Raw genomic sequence first — 25,748 nt, forward strand, 5'->3', positions numbered from 1 at the left:
TTGACGGATTGCCCCCCGGTCGTGCCCGCTAACGCGGGAACGACGAATCGCGCTTAGAACCGCGCCTTCTCGCGCAGCCGGTCCTTCACATGGCGGCGCGCCCGCGGCAAGGCATCCGCCTCGCGCTCGGCCAGCACGCCCTCGATGAAGCCCAGCAGCGCCACTTCCTGCGGCACCCGGTCGCGCAGCTGCGCCACCAGGTCGCGCGCCACCGCGCTGTCGTTGATCGTGCCCAGTTCGTCCTGCATGCCGGCCAGCAGGTCGTGGCGGCGTGCCGCGCGCTTGCCGTGGCCAACGGCGTCGAAGAACTCGCGCGCATAACGTTCCTTCTTGGCCGCGATGCGCACCTTGTGGAGGCATTCGGGGCGGTGCAGGTCGTAGGCGCGGGCGCGCTTGCGCACGCGCGCGGCGGCGTGCTGGACCAGCTGCGGGGCCGCCTTGCGCACGGCCTGCGCCAGCGGTTCCGACGGCAGGCCGGCCTGCTTCCACCCCTCCCCGGCGATCCAGGCGCCCAGCGCCAGCAGTAGCGCGGTGTAGCGCGCGCTGCCCACCGCCGCCTTGACCTTGTTGCGATGGCGCTCGGCTTCTTCGCGCGAAGCCACCAGCACCCGCTCCATGCCCGGGCGGTGCGCTTCGGGCAGCGGCAGGGCGGGTAATACCGATTCGATGAACACGTCCCAGTTGCGGGCGTCGCCCAGTTCGCCGGCCAGCCATTCGATGTCGGCGCCGACAGGCTCGGGCAGCTGGACCATGTCGCGCACCATCGCCAGCGCGGCGCGCAGGCGGCGCAGGCCGACCCGCATCTGGTGCAGGCTCTCGACGTCGCCGGCGATCACGCCGCGTTCGTTGGCCGCCATCTGCTCCAGGCAGTTGGCCAGGATCGCGCCCAGTGCCTCGCCCATGCTGGCCTTGCGCCGCAGCGCGACCGCGGTCGCCTTGACCGCCTTGGGCTTCACCGCCCCGGCCAGCACATAGCCGCGTTCGGCCTTGCTGACATGCTCGAGGCGCACCGGCAGCGCCGCATGCACCTGCTGCGCCAGCCCGTACAGGACCGCGGGCGCCCCCTGCTTGATTTCCAGTTCCAGCTCGCGCACCGGAACGCTGCGCTCGCCGTGCTGCAGTTCGCCGACGTCGAGCGCGCACTCGATCTGCACGCCGTCCGGCAGCGCGATCATCCAGCTGCTGCGCTTGCTGCGGTTGACGAATACCGGCGCCAGGTCCGGCACGCCCTCTTTCGCCAGCTGCGGCAGCACGTCGCGCAGCTGGCGCGCGAACAGGTCGAGGTCGGGCGCGTCGGTGCCGATCTCGCTCTCGAGCTCGGTGCGCTGGTGCAGGCCCGCCAGCGCGCTGCCGCCGCCCTTGAGCGTCTGCACGTGGCGGCTGCCGGCGCTGCGCACGCGCAGGGCGAAACCGTGGCGCAGCAGGTCGAAACCGCTGCTGTCGAAGTAGCGGTCGACGTGTTCCTGTTCCCGGGGTTCGGACACGGCGTGTTCGCGCAGGACCGGCAGTTTCCTGACCTGCGCCACGCTGGCGGCATCGAGGGCCAGCTTGATTTCGGCTTCCATTCATTCTCCTTAGATTGTGCTCACGGCTCCGGGCATGCTAAAGCCTGTTTGTGTCAACAGTATGGCGCATGCATAAGGAGGAAGGAGTTTCTCTCGAAATGTCACATTCATGAAAAAGCGACAACGCGGGCCAGACTAAGCAGAATAGCTGTGCCTGACTAGCTCGCACAATAGAAATCGCGTTTATTTTACTTATTTGCAACACATCCACAGTTAACATTTGTCCATATAAGACTGGTCTCGCTAGACTGGGCTCGCGCCGAACCTGCACCATCCCGGTGCAAGACGGCATCCGATAACGACGATGAGAGATCCAGGATGACGACTCCTACAGCCCTGCCCGGTTTTACCCGTACCCTGCTCGCTGCTTCCCTGCTGCTGGCGTTTGCGCCGGCCTGGTCCCAGCAGGCCGCCGATGCACCCGCCGCTACGTCCGCCGACGCCGCGGCCCCGGCTGCAACGCCCGCTGCGGACGGCACCCCCGCCACCGCCTCGGTGATCGTGCTCGGCTCGCGCGGCGCCGCCCGCACCGCCCTCGACGCCGCCGCGCCGGTCGGGCTGATCAGCCTCAAGGACATGCAGATGGCCGGGCCGCTGGAACTGGGCAAGCTGCTGCAGACGCTCGACCCCTCCTTCAATTTCTCGTCGACCTTCATCAGCGACGGCACCGACATCATCCGCCCGGCCACGCTGCGTTCGCTCGGCCCCGACCAGCTGCTGGTGCTGGTCAACGGCAAGCGCCGCCACCAGCAGGCGCTGGTCAACGTGCAGCAGACCATCGGCCGCGGCTCGGCCGGCACCGACATCAATGCGATCCCGATGTCGGCCATCCAGCGCATCGAGGTGCTGCGCGACGGCGCCGCCGCCCAGTACGGCTCCGACGCCATCGCCGGCGTGATCAACATCGTGCTCAAGCAGACCACCGACAGCACCCAGCTGTCCGGCAGCATCGGCGGCACCAGCGAAGGCGGCGGCGCGCTGCGCTCGGCCAGCGCCAACACCGGCTGGGCGATCGGCCACGGCGGCTACGTCAACCTCACCGTCGAAGGCCGCCACCGCGGCGAGACCAACCGCGCCGGCCTCGACACCCTGCGCGTCAACCCGCCGCGCGTCACCCAGCGCATCGGCGACAGCCTGGCCAAGGACAAGTACTTCTGGTGGAACGCGGCGCTGCCGGCCGCCGGCGGCGAGTTCTACAGCTTCGGCGGCGTCTCGCACCGGACCGGCGATTCGGCCGGCTTCTTCCGCACCGCGGAGGATGGCCGCAACGTGCCGTCGGTGTACCCGAACGGCTTCCTGCCGAACATCCGCACCACGGTCAAGGACGGCTCGTTCGCGGTCGGCTACCGGCGCGACCTGGCCGATGGATGGAAGGCCGACCTGTCGGTCAACCACGGCCGCAGCGAGCTCGATTTCCATGAAAAGGAAACCATCAACATCAGCTACTGGTACGAGCCGAAACCGGGCGGCGGCATCTACGCCGAGTCGCCGCTCGAAGCCGACACCGGGGCCCTGAAATTCAAGCAGACCACCGTCAACGCCGACCTGCGCGGCCCGATCCAGATCGGCGGGCGCGAAATATCGTTCGCCACCGGTTTCGAATACCGCCGCGACGGCTATGGCATCGATGCCGGCGATCCGGTCTCCTACCAGTACGGCCGCACCAACAACCCGGCCATCGTGATCCGCGACCAGACGGGTGGCGTGGCAGCCTCCGGCACCCAGGGCTTCCCCGGCTACACGCCGGCCACCGCGGTCGACGACAGCCGCCACAACATCGCGCTCTACCTGGATGCGGAACACAAGCTGACGCGCGAACTGCTGCTGGGTGCCGCCGTGCGCTGGGAAAAATACTCGGATTTCGGCAGCACCACCACCGGCAAGTTGTCGCTGCGCTACGATCCGTCGAAGACCGTCGGCCTGCGCTCCACCGTCTCGACCGGCTTCCGTGCACCCGGCGTGCAGCAGAAGTTCTACAGCTCGGTCTCGACCAACCTGAACGCCGCCGGCGTGCTGACCGAGACGCTCACCGCACGCGAGGGCAGCACCGTCACACGCGCCTTCGGCATCCCCAACCTGAAGCAGGAAACCTCGAAGAACGCCAGCGTCGGCCTGGTGCTGCGGCCAATGCCGAACTTCTCGTTGACGGCCGACCTGTGGGGCATCGACATCGACGACCGCATCGTGTTCTCGTCCAACATCGCCCCCGAATCCGGCACCTGCGCGAGCGCGGCGGCCTGCCCGATCCGCGCCATCCTCGATCCGCTGAAGGTCGGCCAGGCGCAGTTCTTCACCAACGCCATCGACACCCACACGCGCGGCCTCGACATCGTCGCCGAGCACACCACGCGCTGGCCGGGATCGACGCTGGTGCTGTCCGGCCAGTTCGATTTCAACCGCACCAAGGTGGTGGGCCGCCACTCCGATTCGCCGGTCCTGAGCGGCACCCAGCTGTTCGACGACGCCCAGGTGACCCTGATCGAACGCGGCCAGCCGCGCCAGCACCATGTGCTGTCGGCCGACTACACGCGCGGCGCCTGGAACGGCAACGTCCGTGCCAATTACTACGGCGAAGTGCAGGGCCAGGGCTTTACGGCACCGTTCGTGCAGACCTGGGATGCGAAGTGGATCCTGGACGCGACGCTGCGCTACAACATCAGCAAGGCCACCAGCGTGACGCTGGGCGCCAACAACCTGTTCAACACCTTCCCGACCAAGTGGGATCCGGTGCGCGCCGCCCCCTTCCCGCAGCTGGGCTTCACCTATTGCTGGGAGACCTGCCCGTTCGGCATCAACGGACGCTCGTGGTATGCGCGGGTCGATGTGACGCTGTAAATCGCTTCATCAGCCGTGCGGCGGCATGCGGCGGCGCTGCGCCGGGTACCACCCGGTGAACCAGGCCGCCGCGGCCAACGCCCCCACGCTGCCGGCGTGCGGCAGCGTCGGCACCAGCACGCCAAAAGCGCTCGCCCTGGCTGCGCTGCTTAGGTGATTCACGCGCAGGAACGCGGGACTGTCCCAGTGTTCCTGCTCCACGCGATCGCGCGTCACGGGCAGTCGCCACGCAGGCCTGATCACCGTTGGAAACCGCGCCGCCACGGCGGCTTCCGCGCGCCTGCAATCCTGCCGATATCACATAAAAACATGCCCACCTGACATGTTGCGGCATTCATAAGTTACTGTTTTACTGAACTTTTCTTATTGACAGTACATACGAGAGTAAATAAAGTGCGGGGCCGTGTAACGACAGTTCCACGAAGCAAGATCTAGAACACACGATACGAAAAGCAAGCGCCGGCAAGCGCAAGCTGATAAACCAGGAAACGCAATGAAAAAGACTTTCGCCGCGCTCGCGGTGCTCGGTATCTGCATGTCGAACGCGTCCGCGCAATCGAATGTCACCATCTACGGGATTATCGACGCCGGCATCAGCCGGGTCGTCAACAGCAACGGCACCCGCACCTTGGTCGAACCCGGTCAAATGCTGCCTTCGCGCTGGGGCTTTCGCGGCGAGGAAAACCTTGGCGGTGGCCTGAAGGCGCGCTTCGGCCTCGAAGGCTTGCTGCAGAACGATGTCGGCGGAGCGGGCATACCGACCGGGACCCCGTCCACGACCGCTCTGTTCGACCGCGAAGCGACGGTCGGCCTGTCCGGCGGTTTCGGTGCTGTCAACCTGGGCCGACAGAATTCCCTCTCCATGATTACGATCATCCCGGCCGATCCGCAGGGCGTGGCGTTCGCGGCGAGCAACCCGAACATTCTGTTTTCGGCGGGGAACAGCGCCCCTGCCTTCGGGGCCTACGGCGCCAACAATGGCGGCTCGGCCGTGCGCCAGAGTAACTCGATCAGGTACACCTCCCCGTACTACAAGAACTTCGGCTTCGCCGTGATGCGCGCCTTCGGCGAGCAGCCCGGCTCGACCGAGAAAAACAAGTATGAAAGCGTGGCGGGCTTCTACCATACCGGTCCGCTCAACGTGTCCGCCGTGGCGACGCGCATGAAGAACATCACCGCTGGCGAGGAAGTCAAGTCCTACATCGTCGGCGCACGCTACGTCCGATCGCGCGTCACGCTGCGCTCGACCTATTCCGCCAGCCGCGTCGACGCCACACGCCGCAAGATCAGCGTCTTCGGCGTCGGCGCCGACTACCTGGTGGCGCCGGCCGTGACCCTGACCGCCGCCGCCTACAACATTCGCCGCAGCGGCGACCTCGACGACGACGCGCAGGAGGCCATCGTGATCGCCAAGTACGCGCTCAGCAAGCGCAGCAACCTCTACGCCACGGTCGGGGCCGCGCGCACCGGTAGCGTCGTCACCGCCACCCAGGTCGACCTGGCGCAGAACTACGTCGCGGTCGGCAGCGATTCGGCGAAACGCTTTACGACGGGTATGCAGCACTTCTTCTGAGCGGCAGGTTCATGATGCCCCCGCCGCGCTAATGCGGCGGCGCGCGCCAGTCGCCGCCGCTCGTGTAGTTCGGATCGGGGTCCACGTAAACGGGCAACGTCTGCGGCAGCGGCCGTCCCAGCATGCCGGGCGGCGCCACCCGGTTCAGGTCGAACACCTGCACCAGCGGCGACACGTGGAAGTCCCAGCCAAATTCGCCGCCGCCGGCCACGAACCGAACAGTGTCGCCGCCGGTGACGTTGACCCAGCGCGTCTCAGGCGTGATGACCACGCTGTGGGCGGCGGCGGACGCCGGGATCGCCATGCCGAGCAGGTCGGCGCGCTGCTGGACCGGGGCGCAGGCGCCCAGCAGCGCAAGGAAGGAACAGACGAACAGTCGCATGGCACGCTCCGCCAAAACCGGCGCCCGGCCCTCTCGGCCGGGTTAGCGTTGGAGACCATGCGCCCGCCACGAGTTCCCGGCGCCTGTCACACCACGCCGCGTGCCTTCAGCCCGGCCAGCCTGTCCTCGTCCAGTCCCAGCAGGTCGCGCAATACCTCTTGCGTCCCCTCCCCCAGTTGCGGCGGCGCCCGCCGTACCGGCAACCGTTCGCCGTCGAAACGGTAGGGCGAAGCCATCACGGGCACGCTGCCCACTTCCGGGTGGTCCATCGTGTTCACCAGTCCGCCCTCGACTGCGCGGCGCGAGGTCAGCGCCTCGTGCAGCCCCGCCACTTCGCCGCACGGAATACCGGCCTTGCTCATGCGCTCGAGCAGTTCGGCGCGCCGGCGCGCCGCCAGTTCGCGCCGGATTTCCGGCATCAGTTCGTCACGGTGCACGGTGCGCGTGATGTTGGTCTTGAAACGCTCGTCGCTGGCGAGGTCGGGACGCTCGATCACGTCGGTGCAGAAGCGCAGGTACTGGCCGTTGTTGCCGACCGCGACCACCAGCGGACCGTCCGCCGCCTCGTACACGCCATACGGCATGATCGACGGGTGGCCGTTGCCGAAGCGCGGCGGATCGTTCCCGCGCAGCAGGGCTTCCAGGCCGTAGTAGGCGCTGATCATCAGTCCGCAGTCGAACAGCGCCATGCCGACATGGCGCCCCTGCCCCGTCTTTTCGCGCTGGAACAGCGCCGCCAGCACGGCCTGGGCCGCATACATCCCGGTCATCATGTCGACCGCGGCGACGCCGAATTTCAGCGGCGGCTGGGTCGGCTCGCCGTTCAGCGCCATCAATCCGGCCTCGCCCTGGATCACCAGGTCGTAGCCGGGCCGCGCCGCTTCCGGCCCGGTGCGGTCGTAGCCGGTGATCGAGCAGTAGACCAGGCCGGGCTGGTCCTTGCACATTTCCTCGTAGCCAAGGCCGAGCCGCTCGATGTCGCCGAACTTGAAGTTCTGGATCACGACGTCGCTCTTGCGGATCAGCGCGCGCGCCAGTTCCTGGCCCTCCGGCGTCTTCAGGTCCAGGCACACCGAGCGCTTGTTGCGGTTGACGCTGTTGAAATAGGCGGTCTCGGTGGAGCCGATGCGCATGCCCCAGTCGCGCGTGTCGTCGCCGCGCTGCGGATGCTCGACCTTGATCACTTCGGCGCCAAGGTCGCCCAGCGCCATCGCGCACCAGGGACCGGCCAGCACGCGCGACAGGTCGAGCACCCGCACGCCCGCCAGCGGCAGCTTGCCCAGCTTGCTTTCGGTGGTCACGATCGTCCCCTCATGCCGCCAGCCGGCGGCCGAGCGCGATGTAGCGTGCCAGGTGGTGATCCTCGTCGCCCAGCTGGTGGTCGATCATCACCAGGCGCTTGGCGTAGTGGGCCAGCGGCAGTTCCCAGGTCATGCCGATGCCGCCGTGCAGCTGGATGCATTCCTCGGCCACCAGGGTGCCGATGCGGCCGATGCTGGCCTTGGCGGCCGACAGCGCGCGCTCGCGCACGATGCGTTCACTGTCCAATGCGGCGGCGGCATTGATCACCGCCGAACGCGCCTGCTCGATTTCCAGCAGCAGGTCGGCCATGCGGTGCTGCAGCGCCTGGAAGCTGCCGATCGGCACGCCGAACTGCTTGCGCGTGCGCAGGTAGTCCAGGGTCGCGGCCTTGGCCGCTTCCATCGCGCCCAGGCTTTCCGCGCACAGTGCCAGCACGCCGCGCCCGACGGCACGTTCCAGCACGGCGTAGCCCTGCCCTTCCTGGCCCAGCAACGCACCGGCATCCAGCTGGACGTTGTCGAACCTGAGCTCGGCCACGCGGCCGCCGTCGATGGTCGGCGATCCCACGACCTGTACCCCGGCGCCATCCTTGGGCACCAGGAACAGCGAGATGCCGGCTTCGTCGTCGATGGCGCCGGAGGTACGCGCCGACACCACGAACCAGTCGGCCGCTTCGCCCTGCGCCACCACCGCCTTGGCGCCGTTCAGCACCCAGCCCTCGCCGCTCCGTTCGGCGCGCGCCTGCACCCGCGCCAGTTCGTAGTGGGTCTCCGGCTCGTCGTGGGCGAAGCCGGCGATAACGCTGCCGTCGGCGATGGCCGCCAGCCTGGTCTTCTGCTCGTCGCTGCCGGCGGCGGCAATCGCCTCCGCGGCCAGCACCGCACTGCCGAGGAAGGGTTCGATCACCAGGCCGCGGCCCAGCGCCTCGAACACCACGGCGATGTCGAAACCGCCGCCGCCGAAGCCGCCATCTTCTTCGCGCAGCAGGGCGCCGATCACGCCCAGCTCGGCGAACTGCTGCCACATCTCCTTGGAATATCCTTCGCCCGAGGCGGCGATGCGGTCGCGCGTCTCGAAGCCGTACTGTTCGGCGATAAAGCGGTTCAGGCTATCCGCCAGCATGCGCCGTTCTTCAGTGTGTTCGAAGTTCATGGTCTTGCCCTCACAGTCCGAGGATCATCTTGGAGATGATGTTCTTCTGGATTTCGTTGGAGCCGCCGAAGATCGACAGCTTGCGGTTGTTGAAGTACTGGGCCGAGGCGGCCGCGGCAAAGTCCGGACCGAACTGCGGGCCGTCGTAGGCGGCATCCAGCATGTCCTGGCTGAACGGGCGCGCATACACGCCCATCGCACGGCGCGCCAGCGCATTGATCTCCTGGCGGATCTCGGTGCCGCGGATCTTCAGCATCGAGCTTTCCGCACCCGGCACGCCGCCGCCGGCTACCGCGGCGATCACGCGCAGGTTGGTGGTCTTCATGTTCTCGAGGTCGATCTCGACGCGCGCCAGGCGCGCCGCGAACGCCGGGTCGTCCAGCAGCGGCTTGCCGTTGCGGGTCTGTTCAAAGGCGATGCGCTTCAGGCGCTCCAGTCCCGCCACCGAGAAGCCGACGCCGGCGATATTGGTGCGCTCGTAGGTCAGCAGGTACTTGGCGCAGGTCCAGCCGCGGTTTTCCTGGCCGACCAGGTTCTCGGCCGGCACCCGGACGTCGGTGAAGAACACCTCGTTGACTTCATGCTCGCCGTCGAGCAGGACGATCGGGCGCACCTCGACGCCGGGCGTGTTCATGTCGATCAGCAGGAAGCTGATGCCTTCCTGCTTCTTGGCCTCGCGGTCGGTGCGCACCAGGCAGAAGATCATGTTGGCGTGCTGGCCGAGCGTGGTCCAGGTCTTCTGGCCGTTGACAATGTAGTGCTCGCCCTGCGCATCGACGCCGCGCACGGCCGTGGTCTTGACCGCCGCCAAGTCGGAACCGGCGCCCGGTTCCGAATAGCCCTGGCACCACCAGTCGGAGCCGTCCAGGATGCGCGGCAGCCAGTAGCGCTTCTGGGCGTCGTTGCCGTACTTGATCAGCACCGGCCCCAGCATGTTGACCCCGAAGGGCACGATGCGCGGCGCATTCGCCAGCGCGCACTCGTTCTCGAAAATGAATTTTTCGATGGCGGTCCAGCCCGGGCCGCCGTATTCCTCGGGCCAGTGGTTGGCCAGCCAGCCGCGCTCGTTCAGGATCGCGTGCCATTCCTGCATGTCGGCACGGCTCAAATGCTTGCCGTTGGCGACCTTGTCGGACAGGCGCTTGGGAAGCTTCTCGGCCAGGAAGGCGCGCACTTCGGCGCGGAAGGCTTCTTCTTCGGGGGTGAAATTCAGGTCCATGGAATCCTCGTACTCGTACGATCAATAAATCTCGAACAGGCCGGCCGCACCCATGCCGCCGGCAACACACATCGTGACCACGGCATACTTGGCGCCGCGGCGCCGGCCTTCCAGCAGCACGTGGCCGGCCAGGCGCGCGCCGGTCATGCCGAACGGGTGGCCGATCGAGATCGCGCCGCCGTTCACGTTCAGGCGTTCCGACGGGATGCCGAGGCGCTGCTGGCAATAGATCGCCTGCGAGGCAAAGGCTTCATTCAGTTCCCAGAGGTCGATGTCGTCGACCGTGAGGCCATGGCGCTCGAGCAGCTTGGGCACCGCGAACACCGGGCCGATGCCCATTTCGTCGGGCTCGCAACCGGCCAGCGCCAGGCCGCGGAAGGCGCCCAGCGGGGTCAGGCCGGCGCGCTCGGCGGCCTTGGCTTCCATCATCACGCAGGCCGAGGCGCCGTCCGACAGCTGCGAGGCATTGCCGGCGGTGATGAATTTATCGGCACCCATCACCGGCGCCAGCTTGGCCAGCGCCTCGTAGGTGGTGCCGCGGCGGTTGCAGGTGTCCTGGTCGACCGCCACCTCGACTTGCGAGACGGCGCCGGTGTCCTTGTCCTTGACGGCCATCGTGGTGGTGCAGGCGACGATTTCATCCTTGTAGCGCCCGGCGAGCTGGGCTTCCTCGGTGCGCCGCTGGCTCTCGGCCGAGAAGCGGTCCTGGGCTTCGCGCGAGATGCCGTAGCGCGCGGCGACCACGTCGGCGGTGTCGATCATCGCCATGTAGAGCTCCGGCTTGTGCTGCTGGATCCACGGGTCCATGCCGGAATTGCCGTCGTCACGCGAGCGGATCTGCGAGATGCTCTCGACGCCGCCGGCGATCATGGCCGGGGCGCCGTCGACCACGATGCGGCCGGCCGCGATCGCGATCGCCTGCAGGCCCGAGGCGCAGAAGCGGTTGACGGTGGCGCCGGCGATCGAGATCGGCAGGCCGGCGCGGATCACGGTCTGGCGCGCGACGTTGCGGCCGGTGGTGCCTTCCGGGTAGCCGCAGCCGAGGATCATGTCCTCGATGGAGGCCGGGTCGATGCCCGCGCGCTCGACCGCGGCGCGCACCGCGAAGCTGGCCAGCGCCGGCCCCGAGGTGATGTTGAATTCGCCGCGGTGCGCCTTGGTCAGCGGCGTGCGGGCGGTTGAAACGATGACGGCTTCGCGCATGGCGAGTCTCCGGTGGTGATTGTTTATTTGGTCTGGTTCAGGCTGGCGAAATCGGCGCCGCGCTCGACCAGCTCGACCAGCAGCGGCGCCGGCTGCCAGAACAGCGGGTCTTCCTTGGCGAACGCGCGGATATCGGCCAGCACCTGCGGCAGGCCGATCATGTCGGCATACTTCATCGGGCCGCCGCGGTAGCGCGGGAAGCCGTAGCCGTGCACGAAGGTGACGTCGACGTCGAGCGGACGCAGCGCGATCTTCTCGGCCACCACCTTGGCGCCCTCGTTGATCATCGCGGCCATGTAGCGGCGCATGATCTCTTCATCGGTGAAGCTGCGCGGCGTGACGCCGGCGCGCCGGCGTTCGGCGTCGACGATGGCATCGACTTCCGGGTCGGGCGTGCCGGTGCGCGACCCGGCTTCATAGAGATAGTAGCCGCGCCCGGTCTTCTGGCCGAACCAGCCGCGCTCGCACAGGCGGTCGGCGATCTGCACGTAGCGGGCACGCGGATCGCGCGTCGGCGCGCGCCGCTTGCGCGTGGCCCAGCCGATGTCGCCGCCGGCCAGGTCCGACATCTGGTAGGGTCCCATCGGGAAGCCGAAGTCGCGCACCGCCTTGTCGATCTGGTAGGGCGAGGCGCCGTCTTCCATCATGGCGTCGGCCGCCTGGCGGTAAACGGCCAGGATGCGGTTGCCGATGAAGCCGTCGCACACGCCGGCGCGCACCGGGGTCTTGCGCAGCTTCTTGGCCAGCTCGAAGGCGGTGGCGACGACGTCCGGGGCCACCTTCGCAGGCACCACGATCTCCAGCAGCTTCATGATGTTCGCCGGCGAGAAGAAGTGCAGGCCGATCACGTCCTGCGGGCGCGCGATGGAAGCGGCCAGGGCGTCGATGTCGAGGTAGGAGGTGTTGGTGGCCAGCACCGCGCCCGGCTTGCAGACGCGGTCGAGTTCCGCGAACACCGCCTTCTTGACCTCCATGTCCTCGAACACCGCTTCGATCACGAGGTCGGCGTCCGCCAGGGCGTCGTAGGCGGTACTGCCGGTCCAGCGCGCCATCACGGCAGCTTTGGCGTCTTCGGTCATGCGGCCCTTGGCCACCAGGCCCGCATACACCTTGTCGACGTTGGCGCGGCCACGTGCCAGCGCTTCCTCGTCGCGCTCGATCATGGTCACCGGCAGGCCGGCATCCAGGCAGGACACGGTAATGCCGGCGCCCATGGTGCCGCCGCCGACCACGCCGATGCGCGCGACCGGGCGCGGCTGGCTGGATTGCGTCTCGGGCGACTTGGCCGCTTCGCGCTCGGCAAAGAAGGCGTGCACCAGGCCGGCGCGCTGCGGGCTGTCCAGGCATGCGAGGAACAGCTTGCGTTCCAGCGCCAGGCCTTCGTCGAACGGCAGGTCGACGGCGCCCTGCACCGCTTCCACGATTTTCAATGGCGAGAACAGGCCGCGCGATTTCTTGGCGGTCTCGAGACGCAGCTGCTCGATGGCGGCCGTCTGGGCAGCGCGGTCCTGCAGCACGTCCGCATCGCGGGTGCGGCGCACCGGCGCGCCCTGCGCCAGCAGTTCGCGCGCATATACCAGGCCGATCTCGATCGGATCGCCTTCCCCGGCTACGCGGTCGACCAGCCCGAGCTTGTGCGCTTCGGCGGCGCCCAGGTGGCGGCCGCTGAGCATCATCTCGAGGGCTGCCGCGGCGCCGACCAGGCGCGGGGTGCGCTGGGTGCCGCCGGCGCCCGGCAGCAGGCCGAGCTGCACTTCGGGCAGGCCCAGTTTCGCCGCCGGCAGCGCGATGCGGTAGTGGGCGGCCAGCGCCACTTCGAGGCCGCCGCCGAGGGCCGGGCCGTGGATGGCGGCGACCACCGGTTTGGTGCAGGCTTCGATGCGGTTGCAGACGTCCGGCAAGGCCGGCGGCAGCGGCGGCTTGCCGAATTCGCGGATGTCGGCACCGCCGATGAAGGTGCGGCCACTGCCGGCGATCAGCACGGCGGCCACTCCCGGATCGGCGTCGGCCGCCTCGATCGCCGCCAGCAGGCCGGCGCGCACGTCGGCGCCGAGGGCGTTGACCGGCGGGTTGTCGATAGTGACCAGCAGGATGTCGCCGCGCTGTTCGCGCCGGACGACGGCGTTGGGTGCCCCGGAACTCATCAATCTATCTCCTTGTTTTATTCGCTTGGTTCGCTGTGCGAAATTGTGTTTTGCATTTCAGGCGGAGCCAACGATACCGCATTTCGTTTGACGATGTAAAGCGCCCGCATGAGCTGGAAATCGCTACAAAGCGGCAGATACGACATGTCATGACAAAATGCAGTTCCGCACAGCGAACCGGCATTTCACAAAACTGTTGACACTGATCTTTTGTGTGTGTGAACATCAGTTCAACCCGGCCGTAGCGGCAACGCGACGAGCACGGGACCACGACACGAGATCACGACGGGATCGAGGAGACATGCGACATGGATGACGACATCCGGTCATTCGACGACGAGGACATCGCCAAGGACCGCCAGTTCGTGACGGCGCTAGCGCGCGGCCTCGAAATACTGCGCTGCTTCCGGCCCGGCGAAGCGGCACTCAGCAACAGCGAGATGGCGAAACGCACCGGCATGCCCAAGCCGACCATTTCGCGCCTGACCTACACGCTGACCCGCCTCGGCTACCTGAACTACGCCGCCGACCAGGGCCGCTACCAGCTCGGCGCTGCCGTGCTGGCGCTTGGGCATACCCTGCTGGCCAACCTCGACGTGCGCAAGCTGGCGCGTCCCGGCATGCAGGCGCTGGCCGAATATGCCCAGTGCAGCGTGGCCACCGGCATCCGCGACCGCCTCAACATGGTGTACGTGGAAGCCTGCCGCGGCAGCGCCGCCGTGACCCTGCGCCGCGATGCCGGCTCGCGCATCCCGCTGGCCACCACTGCGATGGGCAAGGCCTACTTGTGCGGCCTGGCCCAGGACCAGCGCGACTTCCTGATGGATCACATCCGGATGCACACCGAGGCCAACTGGCCGAAGATCAAGGCCGACATCGAACAAAGCTTCAAGGACTACCAGGACCGCGGCTTCTGCCTGTCGTCCGGCTTGTGGGACGCCAACATCAGCGCCGTCGGCGTGCCGCTGGTCGACCCCGATCCGGCTCGTACGGTCGCCTTCAATTGCGGCGGCCCGGCCTTCCTGCTGCCGCGCGAGCGGCTGGTGGAGGATCTCGGACCGCGCCTGGTGCAGATGGTGCGCAACGTGGAAGTGAGCATGGGCCGTCGCATCGATTGAGTCCGACAATTCAAACCAACTAGAAAAGGTGGAGACAATGAACAAAGCAAGAATGATCGCCGTCGCCGCGGTCGTCGCCAGTGCGGCGGCCGCCATGGGCGCGGCCCAGGCCGATGAACTGCTGGTCGGCGTCGAGATTCCGCTGACCGGCCCGCTGGCCCGCGTCGGCATGGGCACCCAGGAAGGCATCCGCGTCGCCGCCGAGGTCTTCAACAAGACCAACGGCAAGCACACGATCAAGCTGGTCACCGTGGACGACGAATCGGCGCCGGCCAAGGCCGTGGCCGCGGTCGAGAAGCTGGCCAGCCAGAACGTGGTGGCGATCACCGGCGGCTACGGCTCCAACAACATCGCGCCGGCCGCGGATGCCGCCGGCAAGCTGGACCTGGTCTACGTCAGCTCGGGCGGCGTCGACGACAGCCTGGTCAACGGCGGCCGCAAGAATTTTTTCCGCATCAATAACACCGCCGGCTACCAGAAGGCGCTGGTCGGCTTGCTGGGCGACCTGAACGTCAAGTCGGTGTCGATCATCCACTCGACCAAGGAAGCGACCCAGGGCCTGGCCACTGCGGTGCAGAAGACCCTCGGCGGCAAGGGCGTGAAGGTCGAGATGCACGCGTTCGACCCGGCGATCACCGACTTCAAGCCGATCATCAACAAGGTCAAGCTGCGCGACCGTTCCGAGTTCATCGTCATGGTGGGCTACGAGAACGACTACGTCGGCATCCTGCGCGCAGCGCGCGTGCTCAAGCCTTCCGTGAAAGGCATCGCCGGCGTGTGGTCGCTGGCCACGCCGAAGATGGCGGCCGACTTCCCCGACCTGATGCCGAATGTGTACGGCACCGCGGTCCTGCCCTACCCGGTCGCCTTCAGCACCCCGGACGGCAAGGCCTTCGCCGACGGCTACCGCAAGCTGTACAACAAGGAGCCCGACTACCTCGGCCAGTTCGGCTACGTGCAGTCGATGCTGCTGTTCGAAGCGATCGCGCGCGCCGCCGACAAGGGCACGCTCAAGAAGGGCGGCGTGGCCGAAGAGATGCGCAAGACCGACCGCCAGACCCTGATCGGCCGCGTCCAGTTCAATGCCAACGGCGACAACCCGAATTTCACGCAACGCATGGGCCAGCACCAGGGCAAGGGCGTCTCATTGGTGTGGCCGAAGGAAGTCGCCACCGCCAAGCCGGTGTACCCGGGCGTGCCCTGGTAAGCGCAGCGATGAAGGGGGCGGACCTGGCTCCGCCTGAAGTCAACGGGAATGGAATGCGGAAATGACTGAATTGATCATGCAGTCCTTGTATTCCGGGTTGCTGCAGGGCGGGTCCTACGCCCTGATCGCACTCGGGCTGGCGCTGGTGTTCGGTGCCATGAAGGTGATTAACCTGGCGCACGGCGAGCTGGTGCTGCTGGCCGCCTACATCGGCTATACGGTGGAGAGCAAGCTGGGCGTCAATCCGCTGCTGGCGATCCCGGTGGCGGTGGTGCTGGTCACGCTGGCCTCGGCCGGCATCTACCTGCTGGTCGGGCGCATCAAGACCAACCGCGAGATCAACTCGCTGACGCTGACCTACGGCGTCGGCGTCATCATCACCAACCTGGCACTCCTGATCTGGAGCGCCGACGTGCGCGCGACCAGCTCCTCGTGGATGCAGGAGGCCTTTGTCGTCGGACCGCTGTACAGCATGCGCAGCGAAGTGCTGTTCTTCGGCGTCAGCGTGGTGCTGATCGCCGGCTTGTGGTGGTGGCTGTCGCGCAGCTGGTACGGACGCGCGGTGCGCGCCGTGTCGAGCAACCGCGACGCCGCCAAGCTGATGGGCATCAATCCCGGCTTCACCGAGCTGGTCTCGTTCATCGTGGCCGGCATCATGGCCGCCTTTGCCGGCGTGGCGCTGTTCAGCTACGGCGTGATCACCCCCGCCTTCGGCGGCGTGCTGACCGTGAAAGCCTTCATCATCACGGTGCTGGCCGGGATCGGCTCGATCCCCGGCGTCCTGATCGGCGCGGTGCTGCTCGGGATCGCCGAGGCGCTGACCGTGACCCTGGCCAGTTCGGCGCTGCAGGAGCTGGCCGGCATGGGCCTGTTCCTGCTGGTGCTGTTCGTGATGCCCAACGGCCTGTTCGGCGCGGCCCGGAGGCGCGGATGAAACAATATAAATGGTTGATTCCCGCGCTGCTGGCGGTGTACGTGGCGGTGCCGCTGGTGTTCGGCAGCGACAATTACGTGATGAGCCTGGTGATCGCCTCGCTGGTTATCGGCGGCATCGCCCTGTCGTGGGCGCTGCTGGGCAACCTGGGCGGCATGGTCAGCTTCGGCCACTCGGCCTTCTTCGGCGTCGGCGCGTATGCATCGGCGGTGCTGACGATGCAGTACGGGGTGCCCGTGTTCCTGGCGATGCTGCTGGCCGGCGTGGCGGCGATCGTGTCCGCGATCCTGATGCTGCCGGTGCTGCGCCTGCGCGGCCCCTACTTCGCGCTGGCGATCCTGGCCTACGCCCACATCTTCCGCATCCTCGCCACCGAATGGACCTCGGTCACCGGCGGCTCGGCCGGCATCGCCAACATCCCGCGCCTGCCGACGATCGGCGGCTTCGACTTCGGCAGCAAGACCGGCAACTACCTGGTGATCCTCACCATCGTGCTGGTGTTCGCCGCCATCTACGACCTGATCCGCCGCAGCCCGCACGGCCTGGCGCTGCGCGCGATGCACGACAGCGACGACGCCACCCGCGTGGTGGGTGTGAACAACACCCTGCTCAAGGGCCTGATGCTGCTGGTGTCGAGCTTCATGTGCGGCGTGGTCGGCGCCTTCAACGTCCACTACATCAACTTCCTGGAGCCGGACTACGCCTTCAGCACGCTGTGGGTGACGATCCCGATCGTGGCGGCGATCTTCGGCGGCTACCGCACCATCACCGGCCCGCTGGTCGGCGCGGTGGTGGTCTACCTGGTCGACCAGCTGGTCGTGAAAAGCATCATCCCGACCGGCCACCAGCTGGTGCTGGGCGTGGTGCTGGTTGCAATGATCATCGCCAGCCCGGACGGCCTGCTGGCGCTGGCGCGCAAGTTCATGAGGAAAAAAGATGCTGCAGCTTGAAAACGTGACGGTGCGCTTCGGCGGCCTCACCGCGGTCAACAAGGTCTCGCTGGCGGTCGGCAGCGGCGACGTGGTCGGCCTGGTGGGCGCCAACGGCGCCGGCAAGACCACCCTGTTCAACGCCATCTCCGGGCTGGCGCGCACGGATGGGCGCATCGTGTTCGACGGCCGCGACGTGCTGCGTGCGCCGATGTACCAGCGCGCCCGCATGGGCATTGGCCGCACCTTCCAGATCCCGCAGCCGATGCACGAGCTGACCGTGCGCCAGAACCTGACGGTGGCGCAGCGCTTCGGTACCGGCAGCACCGATGCGCGCCGCATCGACGAGATCCTGGAATTCACCAACCTCACGGCCAAGGCCGGGCGCGATGCCGCCACCGGCCTCGCGCTGAGCGAACTGAAGGCGCTGGAAGTGGCCAAGGCGCTCGCCACCAACCCCAAGCTGCTGCTGCTCGACGAAGTGCTGGCCGGCCTGGAAACCAACGGCAAGCGCCACTTCATGAACATGCTCAAGCAGATGCACGAAGCCTTCAAGGTCGGCATCCTGATCATCGAGCACGACATCGAGACCATCAGCAATTTGTGCCAGCGGGTGGCGGTGCTGAACTTCGGCCAGTTGATCGCCGAGGGCACCCCGGCCGAGGTCTTCAGCAACCCGGAAGTGGTGAAGAGCTATACGGGAGCCGAGCATGCTTGACATTAAGGACGTACGCGCGGGCTACGGCGCCATCAACGTGCTGTGGGACCTGTCGCTGAGCATCCAGCCGGGCAAGCTGACCACCATCATCGGCCCCAACGGCGCCGGCAAGACCACGCTGCTGCGCGCGGTGATGGGCCTCATCAAGCCGTCGCAGGGCACCATTACACTCAACGGTGCGCCGCTGAACGGCACGCCGACCTGGAAGATGACCGACGTCTCGATGGCGATGATCCCGGAAGGCCGCATGACCTTCCGCGACATGACGGTCGAGGAAAACCTCATGATGGGCGCCTTCGCGCCGCAGCACCGCGCCGGGGCCGCCGCCAACCTGGAGAAGTCGTACCAGATGTTCCCACGCCTGCGCGAACGCCGCAAGCAGCTGGCCGGCTCGCTGTCCGGGGGCGAGGCGCAGATGCTGGCGATGGCACGCGGCCTGATGAGCGACCCAAAGCTCCTGATCATCGACGAGCCCTCGCTCGGCCTGGCGCCGGTGATGGTCAACGAACTGTTCGAGATCTTGAAACGCCTGAAGGGGGACGGACGCACCATCGTGCTGGTGGAGCAGAACACGCACCGCGCGGTCGGCGTCGCCGACCACGTGTACCTGATGCAGAGCGGGAAAGTCGTGCTGTCGCAGCCGGCGAACGAGGTCGACCTCGACCACCTGCACAAACTGTATTTTGCCCGCTAGTCGCGCGCGTTGAGGATGCATCATGAATCTGCTTGAACAATACGGCCCGCGCGAGGCCATGGAATACGACGTCGTGATCGTGGGCGGCGGTCCCGCCGGCTTGGCAAGTGCGATCCGCCTGAAACAGCTGGCGGCGGAACGGGGCCGCGAGGTATCGGTCTGCGTGCTGGAAAAAGGCGGCGAGCTCGGCGCCCATATCCTGTCGGGCGCGGTGATGGACCCGCGCGCGCTGAGCGAGCTGTTCCCGGACTGGAAGGCACGCGGCGCGCCACTGAACACCCCGGTCAGTGAGGACCGCTTCCTGTTCCTGAGCGAGACCGGCGCCCGCGCCACGCCCGCCTTCATGCTGCCCAAGGCGCTGAGCAACCACGGCAACTACGTGGTCTCGCTGGCCAACGTGGTGCGCTGGCTGGGCCAGCAGGCGGAAGCGCTGGGCGTCGAGGTCTTCCCCGGCTTTCCGGCGGCCGAAGTGCTGTACAACGACGACGGTTCGGTCAAGGGTGTCGCCACCGGCAACATGGGCGTGAACCGGCAGGGCGAACCGACCGACGCGTTCCAGCTCGGCATGGAACTGCACGCCAGGTACACGCTGTTCGCCGAAGGCTCACGCGGCAATCTCGGCAAGCAGCTGATCGCCAGGTACGAACTCGACAAAGGCAAGGATCCCCAGACCTACGCCATCGGCATCAAGGAGCTGTGGGAAATCGACCCGGCCAAGCACAAGCCGGGCCTGGTGGTGCACACGGCCGGCTGGCCGCTGGATGCTTCCACCTACGGCGGTTCCTTCCTCTACCACCTGGACAACAACCAGGTCGCGGTCGGCTTCATCGTCGGCCTGGCCTACCAGAACCCGTACCTGTCGCCGTACGAGGAATTCCAGCGCTATAAAACCCACCCGGCGATCCGCGGCTTCTTCGAAGGCGGCAAGCGCATCTCGTACGGCGCGCGTGCGATCACCGCGGGCGGGCTGCAATCGCTGCCCAAGACGGTGTTCCCGGGCGGCGCCCTGATCGGCTGCGACGCCGGCTTCCTCAACGTCAGCCGCATCAAGGGCAGCCATGGCGCCATCAAGACCGGCATGCTGGCCGCCGATGCCGCCTTTGCCGCGCTGGGCGAAGAGCGCCGGCACGACGAGCTCACAAGTTATCCGGCCGCCTTCGCACAGTCCTGGCTGCACGAGGAACTGCACGTGGCGCGCAACTTCAAGCCGTGGATGAGCAAGGGGCTGTATCTGGGCACGCTGATGACCGGCATCGACCAGATCCTGTTCCGCGGCAAGGCGCCATGGACGCTGCGCCACAAGCATGCAGACCACGAGTGCCTGCGCCCGGCGTCCGAGTTCACGCCGATCGTGTATCCGAAACCGGACGGCAAGCTGACCTTCGACCGCCTGTCCTCGGTATTCATCTCGAACACCAACCACGCCGAAGACCAGCCGGTGCACCTGACGCTGAAAAACGCCAGCGTGCCGGTGAATGTCAACCTGGCCACCTATGCGGGGCCCGAGCAGCGCTACTGCCCGGCCGGCGTGTACGAGTTCGTGAAAACCGACGCGGGCCAGGATCGCCTCCAGATCAACGCCCAGAACTGCGTGCATTGTAAAACCTGCGACATCAAGGACCCGGCCCAGAACATCGTCTGGGTGACGCCGGAAGGCGGCGGCGGACCGAATTATCCGAACATGTAACCCACTACTGAAACAGAAACCATCATGGCCAACAAAACCGCATTCCACTGGGACGACCCGCTGCTGCTGAACGAACAGCTGCTTGATGACGAGCGCATGGTGCGCGACGCCGCCGCCGCATATTGCCAGGACAAGCTGCAGCCGCGCGTGCTCGACGCCTTCCGCCACGAAGCCATGGACACCAGCATCTTCCGCGAAATGGGAGAGCTGGGCCTGCTCGGCCCGACCATCCCCGAGCAGTACGGCGGCCCGGGCCTGAACTACGTCAGCTACGGCCTGATCGCGCGCGAAGTCGAGCGCGTCGATTCCGGCTACCGCTCGATGATGAGCGTGCAATCCTCGCTGGTGATGGTCCCCATCTACGAGTTCGGCAGCGAAGCGACCAAACAGAAATACCTGCCGAAACTCGTCACCGGCGAGTGGATCGGCTGCTTCGGCCTGACCGAGCCGAACCACGGCTCCGATCCGGGTTCGATGGTCACGCGCGCGCGCAAGGTCGAGGGCGGCTATTTGCTGAGCGGTTCCAAGATGTGGATCACCAACTCCCCGGTAGCCGACGTGTTCGTGGTCTGGGCCAAGGACGACGAGGGCGCGATCCGCGGCTTCGTGCTCGAGAAAGGCTGGAAGGGCTTGTCGGCGCCCGCCATCCACGGCAAGTTCGGCCTGCGCACCTCGATCACCGGCGAGATCGTGATGGACGAGGTGTTCTGCCCCGAAGAAAACGCCTTCCCGGACGTGCGCGGCCTGAAAGGCCCGTTCACCTGCCTGAACTCGGCCCGCTACGGCATCGCCTGGGGTGCGCTCGGCGCCGCCGAAGCCTGCTGGCACACGGCACGCCAGTACGTCATCGACCGCCAGCAGTTCGGCAAGCCGCTCGCCGCAAACCAGCTGGTGCAAAAGAAGCTGGCCGACATGCAGACCGAAATCACCCTCGGCCTGCAGGGCGTGCTGCGCCTGGGCCGCATGAAGGACGAAGGCACCGCAGCCGTGGAAATCACCTCGATCATGAAGCGCAATTCCTGCGGCAAGGCGCTGGACGTGGCGCGCCTGGCGCGCGACATGCTGGGCGGGAACGGCATCTCGGACGAATTCGGGATCATTCGCCACATGGTCAACCTGGAAGTGGTGAATACCTATGAAGGCACGCATGACATCCACGCGCTGATCCTGGGCCGCGCGCAGACGGGCATCCAGGCTTTCCAGTAACCCCGCCCCGCCATCCGTTTCGTATCGCAGCACACGGGTTCCCACCCGGAACAGTGTGCGGGATCGCACGCCGACCCTAGTCTTCCCTGTTGCTAAGCTGTTGTTTTACTGAGTAATTCCTGTTGACAGTACTTACAGGAAAAAATACAGTTTCAATAACGCGGCAGTGGTTTTATCAAGCAAAACCGTGCCGCATAAAACATAAAACCAGGAGACACCCATGAAACAGACTCTCATCGCGCTGGCGGTGCTTGGCGCCTGCATGTCGAACGCCTCGGCGCAATCCGCCGTCACCATCTACGGCATCATCGATGCCGGCGTCACCCGGGTCATCAACGACAGCGGCAGCAACGGCAGCCGCACCACGGTCGAAGCCGGCCAGATGCAGGTGTCGCGTTGGGGCTTCCGCGGCGAGGAAGATCTCGGCGGCGGCTTGAAGGCCCGCTTCAACCTCGAAGGCACGCTGCTGAACGACACCGGCGGGGCCGGCGTGCCGACCGGTACGCCGTCGAGCACGAGCCTGTTCGACCGCGAAGCGACGGTCGGCCTGGCGGGCAACTTTGGCGCCCTCACCCTGGGCCGCCAGAACATCCTCGGCATCAATTCGGTCGGCATGGCCGACCCGATGGGCCTGGCCTTCGCGGCGACCAGCCCCAACGTGCTGTTCTCGGCGCTGAACAACGCCGCCGTCTACGGGGCTTACGGCGCCAACAATGGCGGCTCGGCCCTGCGCCAGAGTAACTCGATCAAGTACGTGTCGCCCTACTGGAAGAATTTCGGCATCGGCCTGATGCGCGCCTTCGGCGAGCAACCCGGTTCGACCCAGAAGAACAAGTACGAAGGCGTCTCGGCCTTCTACCATACCGGCCCGTTCGGCGCGTCCGCCGTGTATGCGCGCCTGAAGAACATCACCGCCAGCGAAGAGCTGAAATCCTGGGCCTTCGGCGCGCGCTACACCGGCACCGGCTTCTCGCTGCGCTCGACCTATTCCACCAACGAAGTCGACACCACGCACCGCAAGATCAGCGTGTTCGGCGTCGGCATCGACGTCCCGGTGGCACCGGCCGTCACCCTGACCGGCGCCGTTTACAACACCCGCCACACCGGCGACGCCCACGACGATTCGCAGCAGTACATCGCGATCGCCAAGTACGCCTTCAGCAAGCGCACCACCGGCTATGCCTCGATCGGGCATGCGCGCACCGATACCGTCGTCAGCGCTACCCAGATCAACCTGGCGCAGGGTTTCGTGTCGGTGGGCAGCGATTCGGCGAACCGGATCACTACCGGGGTGATGCACTTCTTCTGAGCGGCATTACAGCGCTCATCGAGCACCGTCGTCCCCGCGGAGGCGAAATGGTGCTCCCAGCACCATTTCCCCAAGTTCTGCCTGCGTTACCGGAACGCCGCTAGATTGGGCCCCTGCCTTCGCAGGGGCGACGTGGTTTACTCGACCTCCGCCGGGCGCCCCTGCAACGCACGCCACTGCACCTTGCCGGTCGCCGACTTCGGCAGCGTCTCGCAGAACTCCACGATGCGCGGGCTTTTGTAGGCGGCCATGTTCTGGTGCGCCCAGTCGACGATGTCCTGTTCGCGCACGCTGTCGCCGAAGCCATCCTTCAGCGCCACCACCGCCTTGACCGTCTCGCCGCGGCGCGGGTCGACGCAGGCCACCACGCACACTTCGCGGATCGCTGGATGGCGGTACATCAGCGCTTCGACCTCGGCCGGCCAGACCTTGTAGCCGGACGCGTTGATCATGCGCTTCAGGCGGTCGACCATGAAGAAATAGCCCTCCTCGTCGAGCCGCGCCAGGTCGCCGGTACGCAGAAAGCGCTTGCCGTCGATCTCGACGAAGGTCTCGCGGTCGGCTTGCGGATTGTTCCAGTAACCCTGCATCACCTGCGGCCCGTGCACCACCACCTCGCCGACTTCGCCGGGCGCGAGTTCGCGCATCGTGTCCGGGTCGACCACGCGCGCGTCGACGTCGAAGATCGGGATGCCGAGGCACTGCTTCTTCGGCTGCGCGCCCGGGTTGATGTGGGTCGGCGCCATGGTCTCCGACATGCCGTAGCCCTCGACGTAAGGGATGCCCAGCAGGTCCTGCAGCTTGCGCGCGATCGCGTCCGGCATGGTGGCGCCGCCGCCGCTCATGCGGGTCAGGCTCGACAGATCGTACTCGCCCACGCGCGGGCTCGAGAGCAGGTCGACCACCATCGTCGAGATCAGTTGCACCGCGGTGACCCGGTAGCGGCGGATGAACTCGGCGGCCGTGTCGCGGTCCCAGCGCGCCATCAGCACCACGGTGGCGCCGGTGAAGATCGGCCCGTTCATCCCGCCCTGCATGCCGGTCACGTGGAACAGCGGCAGCACCGCCAGCGTCACCGTGTCCTGCTGCGAACCGAACCACTGCATGCCGCCTACCGCGGTGAACATCACGCTAGCATGCGTGTGCATGCAGCCCTTCGGATTGCCGGTGGTGCCCGAGGTGTAGGGCATCACGCACAGGTCGTCCGGTCCCGCGAGCAGCGGGCCGGGCACGCAGTCCTGCGCCAGCACGGCGTGCCATGCCACCACGCCGCCGGCGTCGCCCAGGTCGCGGCGCGGCGCGGTCACGAAGTCGGGCACCTTGAGGTCGGTCGGGCGCTTCAGGTAATCGGCATACGTCGCCACCACGGCGTGGCGCAGGCCCTGCTCCAGCAGCGGCGCGACCTGCGGCAGCAAGTCCTGCGCCGCGAAGATGACGGCGGCGCCGGTGTCGCTCACGTAGTGGCGCAGCTCCTCGGTCAGGTTCATCGGATTGACCGGCACCACCACGGCATTCGCGCGCAGGATCGCATAGTAGGCCAGCATGAACTGGGGGCTGTTCTGCATGTACAGCAGCACCCGGTCACCTTGCCGGACGCCGCAATGCTGCTGCAGGTAGCCGGCGATGCGCTCGGTCTCGCCCTTGAATTCGGCGTAGGTGAGCGGCGTATCGTAGAACAGCAAGAAGGGCTTGTCCGGATAGCGCGTGCTCGAGACCTCGAGGTTGTAGAACAGGTTGGTCCGCGGTGCGGACAAGTGGCGCGGCAAGCCCTTGGGCCAGGCCGCGAAATGGCGCTGCGACATGCGGGTGTCTCCTAGTCGTTTTTAATACCGCATCGAGAAACGTGGTTTCGCTGGAGACGATCCTAGCAGTGCCAAAAAAGATTGTAAACGCGAGCACAGCGCGTCATTACGGGGGATGGGCACACCGTTGACAGTGCCAGTCTCTTGTTTTACTGTGCAGAACGAACATATAAAACGTAAAACAAGGAAGCCGTACCAGATGACGCATCAAGCCGACGCCGAGCCAGTCCCGCCCGGATTCGAACCGCTGCAGCGCGGCGGCCCCTATGCCGCCGCCCTCGGCCCCCTCTACCTGCGCCGTGACGGCGAGCGGATCGTGATCGCACTGCGGGTCGAGCAGCGCCACACCAACATGCGCGGCATCGCCCACGGCGGCATGCTGGCCAGCCTGGCCGATTGCGCGCTCGGCATCGGCCTGGCGATCGCCTGCGACGGCCGCCATTCCTTCGTCACGGTCAACCTGAGCAACGATTTCCTCGATGCGGCGCGCCCCGGCGACTGGCTCGAAGGGCATGTCGAGGTGCAGCGTATCGGACGGCGCATGGCCTTTGCCAACGGCTGGCTGCAGGTCGGCGAAAAACGCATCCTGCGCAGCAGCGGCGTGTTCGCGACGATGGACCCGCTGACCCCGGAGCAGCTGGCCGCAGGCTATTAAGAGCCGCTAACACAAGCCCCATGGCGGCGTTGCATTCGCCTTGCCGTACTAGCGTACTGCCTTCGACGATGCGCCTTGCCCTGGAGCTTGTGTTAGCAGCTCTAAACAGGACGA

General features: G+C 66.6%; 21 protein-coding genes. 12 read left to right on the forward strand and 9 right to left on the reverse strand.

From position 1 onward, the window contains the following. Positions 1–53: 53 nt before the first annotated feature. The gene (locus tag U1H99_RS25865; protein WP_323144550.1) at positions 54–1,565 is read right to left on the reverse strand and encodes a CYTH and CHAD domain-containing protein; all 1,512 of its coding nucleotides are present in this window, start codon (positions 1,563–1,565) and stop codon (positions 54–56) included. A gap of 318 nt (positions 1,566–1,883) precedes the next feature. Between U1H99_RS25865 and U1H99_RS25870 the strand changes: the two genes are divergently transcribed. Then, the gene (locus U1H99_RS25870) at positions 1,884–4,400 is read left to right on the forward strand and encodes a TonB-dependent receptor plug domain-containing protein (RefSeq protein ID WP_323144551.1); all 2,517 of its coding nucleotides are present in this window, start codon (positions 1,884–1,886) and stop codon (positions 4,398–4,400) included. 9 nt (positions 4,401–4,409) lie between these two features. On the opposite strand, the gene U1H99_RS25875 is transcribed toward U1H99_RS25870, so the two are convergent. Beyond that, positions 4,410–4,616 (reverse strand): hypothetical protein, encoded by a 207-nt coding sequence (locus U1H99_RS25875; protein WP_323144552.1) that lies wholly within the window; start codon positions 4,614–4,616, stop codon positions 4,410–4,412. 277 nt (positions 4,617–4,893) lie between these two features. Between U1H99_RS25875 and U1H99_RS25880 the strand changes: the two genes are divergently transcribed. Then, entirely contained in the window at positions 4,894–5,973 is a 1,080-nt protein-coding gene (locus U1H99_RS25880) for a porin (protein WP_323144553.1), read from the forward strand. A gap of 28 nt (positions 5,974–6,001) precedes the next feature. Here the strand turns inward: U1H99_RS25880 and U1H99_RS25885 are convergent, their stop codons facing one another. The 6 genes from U1H99_RS25885 to U1H99_RS25910 all read right to left on the reverse strand — a co-directional run bounded on the left by U1H99_RS25885 (position 6,002) and on the right by U1H99_RS25910 (position 13,375). Beyond that, positions 6,002–6,355, reverse strand: a complete 354-nt coding sequence (locus U1H99_RS25885; protein WP_323144554.1) for a CzcE family metal-binding protein — start codon at positions 6,353–6,355, stop codon at positions 6,002–6,004. Positions 6,356–6,441: 86 nt separating this feature from the next. Then, positions 6,442–7,656, reverse strand: a complete 1,215-nt coding sequence (locus U1H99_RS25890; RefSeq protein WP_323144555.1) for a CaiB/BaiF CoA transferase family protein — start codon at positions 7,654–7,656, stop codon at positions 6,442–6,444. A gap of 10 nt (positions 7,657–7,666) precedes the next feature. Continuing rightward, complete coding sequence (locus tag U1H99_RS25895; RefSeq protein ID WP_323144556.1) at positions 7,667–8,809, reverse strand: acyl-CoA dehydrogenase family protein; 1,143 nt, start codon at positions 8,807–8,809, stop codon at positions 7,667–7,669. A gap of 10 nt (positions 8,810–8,819) precedes the next feature. Continuing rightward, complete coding sequence (locus tag U1H99_RS25900) at positions 8,820–10,028, reverse strand: acyl-CoA dehydrogenase family protein (protein WP_323144557.1); 1,209 nt, start codon at positions 10,026–10,028, stop codon at positions 8,820–8,822. A gap of 21 nt (positions 10,029–10,049) precedes the next feature. Then, a complete protein-coding gene (locus U1H99_RS25905; protein ID WP_323144558.1) occupies positions 10,050–11,231 on the reverse strand; it encodes an acetyl-CoA C-acyltransferase in 1,182 nt (393 codons plus the stop codon). Positions 11,232–11,254: 23 nt separating this feature from the next. Next, a complete protein-coding gene (locus U1H99_RS25910; RefSeq protein ID WP_323144559.1) occupies positions 11,255–13,375 on the reverse strand; it encodes a 3-hydroxyacyl-CoA dehydrogenase NAD-binding domain-containing protein in 2,121 nt (706 codons plus the stop codon). 308 nt (positions 13,376–13,683) lie between these two features. Here U1H99_RS25910 and U1H99_RS25915 point away from each other — a divergent pair, with 308 nt between their 5' ends. The 9 genes from U1H99_RS25915 to U1H99_RS25955 all read left to right on the forward strand — a co-directional run bounded on the left by U1H99_RS25915 (position 13,684) and on the right by U1H99_RS25955 (position 23,177). After that, complete coding sequence (locus U1H99_RS25915; protein ID WP_323144560.1) at positions 13,684–14,493, forward strand: IclR family transcriptional regulator; 810 nt, start codon at positions 13,684–13,686, stop codon at positions 14,491–14,493. Positions 14,494–14,530: 37 nt separating this feature from the next. After that, positions 14,531–15,700: an ABC transporter substrate-binding protein gene (locus tag U1H99_RS25920; RefSeq protein WP_323144561.1), complete on the forward strand. Its 1,170-nt coding sequence runs from the start codon at positions 14,531–14,533 to the stop codon at positions 15,698–15,700. Between the two features lie 61 nt (positions 15,701–15,761). Then, entirely contained in the window at positions 15,762–16,634 is an 873-nt protein-coding gene (locus U1H99_RS25925) for a branched-chain amino acid ABC transporter permease (protein WP_141835191.1), read from the forward strand. Then, positions 16,631–17,584, forward strand: a complete 954-nt coding sequence (locus tag U1H99_RS25930; RefSeq protein ID WP_323144562.1) for a branched-chain amino acid ABC transporter permease — start codon at positions 16,631–16,633, stop codon at positions 17,582–17,584. The genes U1H99_RS25925 and U1H99_RS25930 overlap by 4 nt, the downstream gene beginning before the upstream one ends. Next, on the forward strand, positions 17,571–18,281 hold the full coding sequence (locus tag U1H99_RS25935) for an ABC transporter ATP-binding protein (RefSeq protein ID WP_323144563.1): 711 nt from the start codon (positions 17,571–17,573) through the stop codon (positions 18,279–18,281). Before U1H99_RS25930 ends, U1H99_RS25935 begins: the two co-directional genes overlap by 14 nt. After that, on the forward strand, positions 18,274–18,975 hold the full coding sequence (locus U1H99_RS25940; protein ID WP_323144564.1) for an ABC transporter ATP-binding protein: 702 nt from the start codon (positions 18,274–18,276) through the stop codon (positions 18,973–18,975). The genes U1H99_RS25935 and U1H99_RS25940 overlap by 8 nt, the downstream gene beginning before the upstream one ends. A gap of 58 nt (positions 18,976–19,033) precedes the next feature. After that, a complete protein-coding gene (locus tag U1H99_RS25945; RefSeq protein ID WP_323144676.1) occupies positions 19,034–20,662 on the forward strand; it encodes an electron transfer flavoprotein-ubiquinone oxidoreductase in 1,629 nt (542 codons plus the stop codon). A gap of 24 nt (positions 20,663–20,686) precedes the next feature. After that, a complete protein-coding gene (locus tag U1H99_RS25950; protein ID WP_323144565.1) occupies positions 20,687–21,868 on the forward strand; it encodes an acyl-CoA dehydrogenase in 1,182 nt (393 codons plus the stop codon). A gap of 220 nt (positions 21,869–22,088) precedes the next feature. After that, a complete protein-coding gene (locus tag U1H99_RS25955; RefSeq protein WP_323144566.1) occupies positions 22,089–23,177 on the forward strand; it encodes a porin in 1,089 nt (362 codons plus the stop codon). 137 nt (positions 23,178–23,314) lie between these two features. Here U1H99_RS25955 and U1H99_RS25960 read toward each other — a convergent pair whose 3' ends face one another. Next, positions 23,315–24,979, reverse strand: coding sequence for a long-chain fatty acid--CoA ligase (locus U1H99_RS25960; RefSeq protein ID WP_323144567.1), 1,665 nt, complete (start codon positions 24,977–24,979; stop codon positions 23,315–23,317). A gap of 199 nt (positions 24,980–25,178) precedes the next feature. On the opposite strand from U1H99_RS25960, the gene U1H99_RS25965 reads away from it, so the two are divergent. Next, positions 25,179–25,634: a PaaI family thioesterase gene (locus U1H99_RS25965; protein WP_323144568.1), complete on the forward strand. Its 456-nt coding sequence runs from the start codon at positions 25,179–25,181 to the stop codon at positions 25,632–25,634. Positions 25,635–25,748: the final 114 nt, after the last annotated feature.

Origin of the sequence: Massilia phyllosphaerae, from assembly GCF_034659755.1 — a bacterium.
In the GTDB taxonomy this organism is placed as follows: Bacteria; Pseudomonadota; Gammaproteobacteria; order Burkholderiales; family Burkholderiaceae_D; genus Telluria; species Telluria phyllosphaerae.

What these genes read in the sequence shown, in the direction of transcription:
- U1H99_RS25955 (WP_323144566.1), top strand. Translation starts at nt 22,089, where the DNA reads ATGAAACAGACTCTCATCGCGCTGGCGGTGCTTGGCGCCTGCATGTCG.
- U1H99_RS25945 (WP_323144676.1), top strand. Translation starts at nt 19,034, where the DNA reads ATGGAATACGACGTCGTGATCGTGGGCGGCGGTCCCGCCGGCTTGGCA.
- U1H99_RS25885 (WP_323144554.1), bottom strand. Translation starts at nt 6,355, where the DNA reads ATGCGACTGTTCGTCTGTTCCTTCCTTGCGCTGCTGGGCGCCTGCGCC.
- U1H99_RS25950 (WP_323144565.1), top strand. Translation starts at nt 20,687, where the DNA reads ATGGCCAACAAAACCGCATTCCACTGGGACGACCCGCTGCTGCTGAAC.
- U1H99_RS25895 (WP_323144556.1), bottom strand. Translation starts at nt 8,809, where the DNA reads ATGAACTTCGAACACACTGAAGAACGGCGCATGCTGGCGGATAGCCTG.
- U1H99_RS25965 (WP_323144568.1), top strand. Translation starts at nt 25,179, where the DNA reads ATGACGCATCAAGCCGACGCCGAGCCAGTCCCGCCCGGATTCGAACCG.
- U1H99_RS25870 (WP_323144551.1), top strand. Translation starts at nt 1,884, where the DNA reads ATGACGACTCCTACAGCCCTGCCCGGTTTTACCCGTACCCTGCTCGCT.
- U1H99_RS25940 (WP_323144564.1), top strand. Translation starts at nt 18,274, where the DNA reads ATGCTTGACATTAAGGACGTACGCGCGGGCTACGGCGCCATCAACGTG.
- U1H99_RS25880 (WP_323144553.1), top strand. Translation starts at nt 4,894, where the DNA reads ATGAAAAAGACTTTCGCCGCGCTCGCGGTGCTCGGTATCTGCATGTCG.
- U1H99_RS25865 (WP_323144550.1), bottom strand. Translation starts at nt 1,565, where the DNA reads ATGGAAGCCGAAATCAAGCTGGCCCTCGATGCCGCCAGCGTGGCGCAG.
- U1H99_RS25920 (WP_323144561.1), top strand. Translation starts at nt 14,531, where the DNA reads ATGAACAAAGCAAGAATGATCGCCGTCGCCGCGGTCGTCGCCAGTGCG.
- U1H99_RS25905 (WP_323144558.1), bottom strand. Translation starts at nt 11,231, where the DNA reads ATGCGCGAAGCCGTCATCGTTTCAACCGCCCGCACGCCGCTGACCAAG.
- U1H99_RS25960 (WP_323144567.1), bottom strand. Translation starts at nt 24,979, where the DNA reads ATGTCGCAGCGCCATTTCGCGGCCTGGCCCAAGGGCTTGCCGCGCCAC.
- U1H99_RS25910 (WP_323144559.1), bottom strand. Translation starts at nt 13,375, where the DNA reads ATGAGTTCCGGGGCACCCAACGCCGTCGTCCGGCGCGAACAGCGCGGC.
- U1H99_RS25900 (WP_323144557.1), bottom strand. Translation starts at nt 10,028, where the DNA reads ATGGACCTGAATTTCACCCCCGAAGAAGAAGCCTTCCGCGCCGAAGTG.
- U1H99_RS25935 (WP_323144563.1), top strand. Translation starts at nt 17,571, where the DNA reads ATGCTGCAGCTTGAAAACGTGACGGTGCGCTTCGGCGGCCTCACCGCG.
- U1H99_RS25915 (WP_323144560.1), top strand. Translation starts at nt 13,684, where the DNA reads ATGGATGACGACATCCGGTCATTCGACGACGAGGACATCGCCAAGGAC.
- U1H99_RS25930 (WP_323144562.1), top strand. Translation starts at nt 16,631, where the DNA reads ATGAAACAATATAAATGGTTGATTCCCGCGCTGCTGGCGGTGTACGTG.
- U1H99_RS25925 (WP_141835191.1), top strand. Translation starts at nt 15,762, where the DNA reads ATGACTGAATTGATCATGCAGTCCTTGTATTCCGGGTTGCTGCAGGGC.